Genomic DNA, 8376 nt, shown 5'->3' with positions numbered 1-8376 from the left:
AGGAGTCAGCTGCGCAGGTGCGCGGGCGCGCTGAGAGGATTGGTGCCCTGGAGCCGAACCTGCTGATCGCCGATGAGACGGATCTCGGAGTCGTCCTTGGGCACGTCGAGGCCGTGGGTCCGTCCCTGCTCGTCGTGGACTCGGTGCAGACCATCTTCTCCACGCAGGTCGAGGGCGGGGCGGGCGGCGTCGCCCAGGTGCGGGCTGTCGCCGGTTCCCTTATCCGGGTCGCAAAGGAATCCGATTTGCCGACCCTGCTGGTCGGGCACGTCACGAAGGACGGCGGTATCGCGGGTCCGCGTATCCTCGAGCATCTCGTGGATGTTGTCTGTCAGTTCGAAGGCGACCGGCATTCGCGCCTGCGCCTGTTGCGCGCGGTGAAGAACCGCTACGGTCCCACGGACGAGGTCGGTTGTTTCGAGTTGACTGACTTCGGGATCGACGGCCTCGCTGATCCTTCTGGGCTCTTCCTGTCGCGCACGACGCGGGGTGTGCCCGGCACGTGCGCAGCCGTCTCTTTGGAGGGGCGTCGTCCCCTGCCCACCGAGATCCAGTCCCTGGTCGCCCCCTCCTCCGGTGGTTCCCCCCGGCGCACCACGTCGGGCGTGGACCATGCGCGCGTTGCCATGGTTCTGGCGGTCCTGCAGGCCCGCATCGGAGCTGACACCTCGGGAGCGGACGTGTATGTGTCCACGGTCGGTGGCGCGCGCACCGTCGAACCCGCAATCGACCTGGCGATGGCCATCTCCATCGTTTCTTCACTCAAGGGCGTTCCCCCGCGCCCCGACCTCGTCGCGGTCGGCGAAATTTCGCTGACGGGTGAGATTCGTGCCTGCACGGGCGCCCGGCGCAGGCTCGCGGAAGCCGCCCGCCTGGGCTTTTCCACCGCCATCGTCCCAGCCCAGGGCAGTGAGGACCTTGCCCGCGTGGACGGCATCACCGTGTTCACTGTCTCTGATTTAGCGACGGCAATTCGCGTCGCATTCCCCACGGACTCGCAATAATAGAGAGCGAAGCTACTCGATTGGGAGGGAAGCATATTGACGTCCGACGCAGCGATCCTACGAGAAGCACTGCGCGCAGTCGCGCCCGGTACGCCTCTCCGTGAAGGACTGGAACGCATCCAGCGCTCCCACACGGGTGCTCTCATCGTCCTGGGCTACACGCCCGACATTCAAGCAATGTGCTCAGGGGGCTTCGACCTCGACATCGCCTTCACGGCTGCGCGCCTGCGCGAACTGTGCAAAATGGACGGCGCCGTCATCATTGACCCCGACCTGTGGCGTATTCGCAAGGCGAACGTTCAGCTCTTCCCCGACCCCACGATTCCCACCGACGAATCCGGTATGCGTCACCGCACTGCCCAGCGCACCGCGCGCCAAACGCACTTGCCGGTCCTGTCCCTGTCGGCATCGATGCGTATGATTTCGATCTACGTGGGGACGGAGCACCGCCTGGTCGAAGAACCCGAGGCTCTCCTGTCGCGCGCCAACCTGGCCGTGGACACCCTGGACCGTTACAGCCAGCGCCTCGACGAGGTCCTCCAGACCCTCACCATCCTCGAAATGCGCGACAGCGCAACCGTGCGCGACGTCGCCACTGTCATGCAGCGCATGGAGATGATCCGGCGCATCACCTCCGAGATCACCGAATACCTGGAGGAGCTCGGCTCCGAGGGGCGCCTCCTCGCCCTTCAGGTCGAGGATCTCGTGCGCGGTTCCGCCTCCGAGCGTGCTCTCGTCATGCGCGACTACATCCGCGACCCCGAGGACGTCGCCCGCGTCGAAGCAGAACTCTCCTCCCTCGGCTCCGAACGTATCGTCGACCTGACCGCTATCGCGAACATCCTAGGCTTGGACGTGTACGAGGTCGCTGACCTGGACCGCGAAATCACGCCCCGGGGTGTGCGCGCCCTGTCCTTGGTGCCCCACCTGTCCTGGAACGCCATCAAGGCGGTTTCCGCGCACTTTGCCACGCTCACGCAGCTGCGCGCCGCGAGCGTCGCCGACATCGAAGTCATCGACGGGGTTGGCCACTATCGCGCCCAGCTGATCGCCGAAAGCCTCGCCCACCAGGCGCAGGCGGTCGGCACGGGCGTCGTCGGCTGGTAGCGGATGCGTCACCTGCTGAGCGCGCGTAGCTATCCGCTGTCCGCCGGGCGAGACACCGACCGGCGCACCCTCAATGGTCCCGTGCGACAGTGCGCTACNCGGGCACGGCATCAGGTGCGGGAATCGGTGCGACGACGCCCGCGGATCCCGTGTCGGCGTCCTTATCCAGCAGCGTGCCCTGTTCTTCGGCTTGGGCGATGCTGGCTGCGCGCTGCGCGGGGGTCGCGGGCTGCGCAACGGGCGGCGGACAATCCTCGGTGTCCTCACTGCTCTCGGTGTCCTCAGTGACGGGCGCGGCTTCGGGGCGTTCGATCCCCATGGAGCGGGACATGTCTTCGCCGACGTCGGTGAAGGCCCAGCGGTTCCACACACTGTTCCAAGTGGCCGAGTTACCAGCGTGCGCGCCGCTGGCGTTCGCCTGCTCACCTGCCGCACGCACCTGCTCGGCGGGGCCGTCAGGGGCGGGGGCATCTCCGAAGGGTTCACCGTCTCGGGTGACCAGGTCTGTCACCTGGCTGATTTCGCCGGTGAGAGTTTCGAGGAGCTCGCGCATGTCGGCGCTGGCCTTCTCGGCGCGCTGTGCCAGCAGCTGGTCAGAGTCAGCCATGACGGCTGAAGGATCTTCGAGCCAGTCGTCGACGGCGTCGATGATGCCCTCACGGTCGGGCGTTGTGGCGAGCAGGTCACACACGCGGCCGACACCTTCGAGGACGGCATTGGGGTCGCACAGGAGCCAGGGGGCCAGCACGAAGGCACGTTCTTTGGCGCGTGGGTGCGGCAGCGTGAGGAGAGGGTCGGAGGAAGCCAGGCCCTCGACCTGGATGATGTCAATGTCGACGCTGCGCGCCCCCCAGCGCTCGTGGCGTTCGCGGCCGAGCTCGCGTTCGATGCGGCTGGTCTGGGCGAAGAGCTCGTCGGGGGTCGCGATGGCGGAACCTACGACGACGGCGTTCCAGTAGTCGGGTTGGGGCGCCTGGCCGGGGGCGAGCACCGGCTTCGTGCGCATGATCGGCGAGACGTCCTCGATTTGGAAGCCTTCCATGTAGGACAGGGCTTCGACGGTGTGCATGAGTGTGACCGGGACGTCGCCGAGGTTACCGCCGATAGCCAGNAGTACAGGGTACCCGCAGGAGGTCAGTCGGGGTAGTTCCTCTAGAATCTGCCAGCACTGATCGTTCGTCAGCGAGAAGCCGAGGCCCGGGTCGACAACAATTTTATCAGGTGCCACACCCGCATCACGAGCGGCGTTCACCTGCGAACTGATTCGATCAATGATCGTCCCCACGAGGTCATCCCCATAGTCGAAGGACTCCCCTGGCATCCCCGGCAGCGCCCGGTAGTGCTGCACCACGTAGGCACACCCCGTGGCCGCAACCGTCTCATTCATCTGCGGATCCCAGCGACCGCCGCTCACATCGTTAACGATCGCCGCACCCGCCTCGGCGGCAGCTCGCGCCGTCGAGGCATGCAGCGTATCGACAGACACGATGATGCCCGCGCTCGCCAAAGCCGCAACGACGGCCCCGATGCGCTCCCACTCCTGCTGGGCACTAATGCGCGTCGAGTTCGGTCGCGNGCGGCAGGGCACCGGTTTCGCCGACGCGTATGGTGACGGACACATCTGAGAAGGGGTGTGCAATGGGCGCGTCAGGCTTGTGGACGGTGACCTCGGTTCCAACAACGCCCTCGTGGCTCATGACGCGCGATGCGATGGTTTCTGCGAGTGTTTCGATGAGGTCGACGGCGTTGCCGGTCAGGACCGCCATGGTCTCGTCGGCGATGTCGGCGTAGGAGACGGTGGCGGCGATGTCGTCGGTCGCGCCCGCGGTTTCGACCCACATGATGACGTCGGCGTAAAAGCGCTGCTCCTGGCTGCGCTCGAAGTCGTAGACGCCGTGGTTGGCCAGCGCCCCCAGTCCTTTGAGGGCGATCATGACGCGCCTGCTACTCACCGTCGTTCTCCTTTCGAGCGATGGCTGCCGCGGTGGCCGCCACGTCGTGGACCCGCACGGCCCACGCGCCTGCTCGGACGGCGTAGGCAGCGATGGCTGCGCTGTCGGTGTCGACGTCGCCTCCGAGGGCCTTGACGAAACGCTTACGCGACGCTCCGATGAGTACAGGGTACCCGCAGGAGGTCAGTCGGGGTAGTTCCTCTAGAATCTGCCAGCACTGATCGTTCGTCAGCGAGAAGCCGAGGCCCGGGTCGACAACAATTTTATCAGGTGCCACACCCGCATCACGAGCGGCGTTCACCTGCGAACTGATTCGATCAATGATCGTCCCCACGAGGTCATCCCCATAGTCGAAGGACTCCCCTGGCATCCCCGGCAGCGCCCGGTAGTGCTGCACCACGTAGGCACACCCCGTGGCCGCAACCGTCTCATTCATCTGCGGATCCCAGCGACCGCCGCTCACATCGTTAACGATCGCCGCACCCGCCTCGGCGGCAGCTCGCGCCGTCGAGGCATGCAGCGTATCGACAGACACGATGATGCCCGCGCTCGCCAAAGCCGCAACGACGGCCCCGATGCGCTCCCACTCCTGCTGGGCACTAATGCGCGTCGAGTTCGGTCGCGTCGATTCCCCGCCCACGTCAATCAGGTCGGCGCCGGCCCCCACCATGGCGCGCGCGTGCGCGAGCGCCGCGCCCGTATCCAGGTAACGGCCACCATCCGAAAAGGAATCGGGGGTGACGTTGAGGATACCCATGATCGCCGCCCGTCCGTTGGGAAGCGTCAGCGAACCCGGAAGGTTTAGAGAGGGCACAACAGGGGACGAGGCCGGGGCCGCGGGCAGGGGAAGCATCGTCATGTCATCGGCTCCCGGAGAGAACAAGTGCCATCATTTCAGCGCGCGTTGCACCGTCGCTCATGATGCCGCGCAGCGCACTGGTCACGGTCGACGAACCTGGCTTGGAGATGCCACGCATCGACATGCACAGGTGCTCCGCCTCGATGACGACGATGACTCCCTGAGGATTCAACACCTCGTCGATGGCGTCAGCGACCTGGGCGGTGAGCCGCTCCTGCACCTGAGGGCGACGGGCGTAGCCCTCTACGAGGCGAGCCAGCTTCGACAGGCCCGTCACGACACCGCCGCGCGGAATGTATCCCACATGCGCGCGCCCGTAGAAGGGCAGCAGGTGATGCTCGCACACCGAATGGAAGGTAATGTCGCGGACCAGGACCAGCTCGTCGGTGCCCGCATGGAACTGCGTACGCAGGTGCTCTCGCGGGTCCTCGGCCAGACCGGCGCACATTTCGCGCCACGCGCGAGCCATGCGATCGGGGGTGCCGATCAGGCCTTCGCGTTCGGGATCCTCGCCGATAGCGACCAGCAGGTCACGCGACGCCTTCTCCACGGCTGCAGCATCGTAGGTCACGCTTGCTCCTCGGAATTGCTCGCCGGCGCATCGAAGGCATCTGAGGTGGCTTCGGCTGAGTTCAGGCCGACCGGGTTGCCCAGGCGGGCGCCGGGCACGGCGGCGTCGGACTGATAGTTCCATACGGGGCGCTTAGGTGCCTTGACGACGTCCTTGAAGATCTCGGCGAGCTGGGCTTCGTCGAGGGTCTCCTCCTCGAGGAGGCGGGCAGCCAGCGTATCCAGGACGGCGCGGTTAGTCGTGAGAATCTCCCACGCCTCACGCATCGCATTATCCAGGAGGCGACGAACCTCCTCGTCGATGATCGCGGCGGTCTCGTCGGAGAACGAACGCGGCGCGTCGCCGCTGCCGTGACCAAAGGCCTCGGTGTCGGTGTCTCCCAGCTTAACCATGCCGATACGATCGCTCATACCGTAATCGGTAACCATCGCTCGGGCTGTCTTCGTAGCCTGCGAAATGTCGTTGGCGGGGCCTGTCGAAGGGTCGCGGAACACGATTTCTTCAGCGACGCGTCCTCCCATGCCGTACACCAAATCGTCGAGGAGCTGGTTGCGGGTCTTGTTGAAACGGTCCTCAGTGGGCATGACCATCGTGTACCCCAGCGCACGCCCGCGCGGCAGAATCGTCACCTTGGTGACCGGGTCAGTGTAGTTCAGGGCGGCGGCGGCCAGCGCGTGACCGCCCTCATGGTAGGCGGTGACGGCCTTGTCATGGTCATTCATGACGCGCGTGCGCTTCTGCGGGCCTGCAATGACGCGGTCAATAGCTTCGTCGATGGCTCGCTCGTCAATGAACTGCATGTTGGAACGAGCGGTCAGAAGCGCGGCTTCGTTAAGGACGTTCGCCAAGTCCGCGCCCGTGAAGCCGGGAGTACGCTTAGCGATCTGACGCAAATTCACCTGTTGGGTGAGCGGCTTGCCCTGCGCGTGCACCTTCAGGATCGCTTCGCGCCCCTTCAAGTCCGGGGCCTCAACCGCGATCTGGCGGTCAAAACGGCCCGGGCGCAGCAGCGCCGGGTCCAGAATGTCAGGGCGGTTAGTCGCGGCAATCAAGATAATGTTGGCGCGCTCGTCGAAGCCGTCCATCTCCACCAGGAGCTGGTTGAGGGTCTGTTCACGCTCGTCGTTGCCGCCGCCGATACCGCTGCCGCGGTGACGACCAACGGCGTCAATCTCGTCGACGAAAATGATGGCCGGCGCGTTCTTCTTCGCGCGTTCAAAAAGTTCGCGCACGCGCGAGGCACCTACACCCACGTACAGCTCCATGAACTCTGAACCCGAGATCGAGAAGAACGGGGCTTTCGCCTCGCCCGCAACAGCCTTGGCAAGCAGGGTCTTACCCGTTCCAGGAGGGCCGTACAGCAGGACGCCGCGCGGAATTCGCGCACCCACCTTGTGGAACTTATCGGGGGAAGCTAAGAATTCGCGGATCTCCTCAAGCTCCTCCACGGCCTCGTCTTCACCGGCGACATCCGCGAAAGTCACCTCTGGGCGCTCCTGGTTGAATTCCTTTGCGCGCGACGCCGTGAAGCCGCCCATCATCCGCGAACCCGACATGGAACGCATGATGAAGTAGAAGGCACCCATGAGGACCAGCAGCGGAACGAGGAGTTGAACCATTGCTCCCAAGGCGCTGGACTGGGGACGCACAGCGTTCCAACCCTTGGCGGGGGCCTGGGCTGCCACCGTGTCCAAGATGTCCTTCGTCTGAACGTAGGAGTACGTGAAGTAGACGTTTTTACCCAGGTTGGCCGCCGGATCATCCGCGCCGGTGCTGGCGTGTTGGTAGTCCTCGTTCAGCGTCAGATTCACCTGCTGAGTGCCCTCGTTCAGCACGACCTTCTCGACCGTGGTCCCAGCGATGAGCGCCATACCTTCGGACGTGGAGATCGAACGAGGCTGGAAGGCCTGCCAGAGGAACCACCCGCCCGCCAACAGGACAACGAGGGGGATCGCCACCCACGCCAAACTCGGGCGCTTATTCTTCGTCTTATCGTTCACGTATGTCCCTTATCAGGTTCCGTTGCGGTCAGTTGTTGTAGACGTGGGGCTGGAGCGTCCCAACGAAGGGCAAGTTGCGATATTTTTCCGCATAGTCCAAGCCGTAGCCGACGACGAACTCGTCGGGAATGTCAAAGCCCACGTAGGCCACGTCGATGTCTACCTTCGCGGCGGCAGGCTTGCGCATCGCGGTCGCGATCTTCACGGAGGCGGCGCCTCGTCCACTGAGGTTCGCCTGCAGCCAGGACAGTGTCAGGCCAGAATCGATGATGTCCTCGACGATCAGCACGTGACGCCCAGCCACATCCTGGTCGAGGTCCTTCAGGATACGCACGACGCCCGAACTTTTCGTCCCAGATCCGTAGGAAGAGACGGCCATCCAGTCCATTTCAAGGGGCGTGTGCAGCTTGCGCGACAGGTCTGCCATAACCATAACGGCGCCGCGCAGAACACCAACAATGAGTATTTCCTGACCGGCGTAGTCGCGGTCAATCTGCTCGGCCATCTCGCCGAGCCGACGGTCCATGTCCTCGGCGGTGACGAGGATTTCCTTCAGATCGTTTCCCATGTCGGTGGCATCCACCGTGTCCTCTTTTCGTATCGTTGCTCCGCGAGCGGTTGCACTATAAGCGTGCCATAAAAACGCGCGTGTGCGCAGGGAAGGCAGGCATTCTCACTGTGAGCGCAACGCGGCGGGCATGCCGCGGCTCGCTTCGATGAGAATCGTCGCCTCATTGCCGTCGCCCACACGCGTGGCCACTCCGCCGGGAAGAAGGATCGGCCCCTGGCCCCTCCAGGCGGTGACCAGGCGATCCAGTGCGTCAACGTGCACGCTGGCCAGGGTACGCACCCCGGCCTCGCGGGCCGCCCGACGCAGGGCGCG

At 64.8% G+C, this 8376-nt stretch carries 8 protein-coding genes and 1 pseudogene (1 of these 9 cut by a window edge); 2 read left to right on the top strand and 7 right to left on the bottom strand.

From position 1 onward, the window contains the following. The coding region (locus BQ7477_RS01805; RefSeq protein ID WP_073982596.1) for a magnesium chelatase domain-containing protein at positions 1 to 1004 on the top strand (1004 nt) is incomplete at its 5' end. 36 nt (positions 1005 to 1040) lie between these two features. Then, positions 1041 to 2111 (top strand): DNA integrity scanning diadenylate cyclase DisA, encoded by a 1071-nt coding sequence (gene disA, locus BQ7477_RS01800; protein WP_073982595.1) that lies wholly within the window; start codon positions 1041 to 1043, stop codon positions 2109 to 2111. A gap of 94 nt (positions 2112 to 2205) precedes the next feature. Here disA and folK read toward each other — a convergent pair. From folK to BQ7477_RS13205, 7 genes and pseudogenes are all read right to left on the bottom strand, one after another. After that, positions 2206 to 3684: pseudogene (gene folK / locus BQ7477_RS12215) on the bottom strand (2-amino-4-hydroxy-6-hydroxymethyldihydropteridine diphosphokinase); the annotation flags it as partial. Further along, positions 3662 to 4045 (bottom strand): dihydroneopterin aldolase, encoded by a 384-nt coding sequence (folB, locus tag BQ7477_RS01790; protein WP_073982594.1) that lies wholly within the window; start codon positions 4043 to 4045, stop codon positions 3662 to 3664. The pseudogene folK and the gene folB, both read right to left, overlap by 23 nt. A gap of 10 nt (positions 4046 to 4055) precedes the next feature. After that, complete coding sequence (gene folP, locus BQ7477_RS01785) at positions 4056 to 4922, bottom strand: dihydropteroate synthase (RefSeq protein ID WP_073982593.1); 867 nt, start codon at positions 4920 to 4922, stop codon at positions 4056 to 4058. A 1-nt stretch (position 4923) separates the two neighbouring features. Further along, on the bottom strand, positions 4924 to 5493 hold the full coding sequence (gene folE / locus BQ7477_RS01780) for a GTP cyclohydrolase I FolE (RefSeq protein WP_073982592.1): 570 nt from the start codon (positions 5491 to 5493) through the stop codon (positions 4924 to 4926). Beyond that, the gene (ftsH, locus tag BQ7477_RS01775) at positions 5490 to 7493 is read right to left on the bottom strand and encodes an ATP-dependent zinc metalloprotease FtsH (RefSeq protein ID WP_073982591.1); all 2004 of its coding nucleotides are present in this window, start codon (positions 7491 to 7493) and stop codon (positions 5490 to 5492) included. Before ftsH ends, folE begins: the two co-directional genes overlap by 4 nt. 28 nt (positions 7494 to 7521) lie before the next feature. Continuing rightward, positions 7522 to 8076: a hypoxanthine phosphoribosyltransferase gene (hpt, locus tag BQ7477_RS01770; protein WP_073982590.1), complete on the bottom strand. Its 555-nt coding sequence runs from the start codon at positions 8074 to 8076 to the stop codon at positions 7522 to 7524. 90 nt (positions 8077 to 8166) lie between these two features. After that, positions 8167 to 8376: the 3' portion of a TilS substrate-binding domain-containing protein gene (locus BQ7477_RS13205; RefSeq protein WP_478209442.1), read on the bottom strand. The gene runs 174 nt beyond the window's last position; the window shows 210 of its 384 coding nt (coding positions 175–384); the start codon falls outside the window, past its right edge; it ends in the stop codon at positions 8167 to 8169.

The organism is Actinomyces bouchesdurhonensis (assembly GCF_900128465.1).
Classification (GTDB): domain Bacteria; phylum Actinomycetota; class Actinomycetes; order Actinomycetales; family Actinomycetaceae; genus Pauljensenia; species Pauljensenia bouchesdurhonensis.
This window is presented reverse-complemented; position numbering and strand designations above follow the sequence as displayed.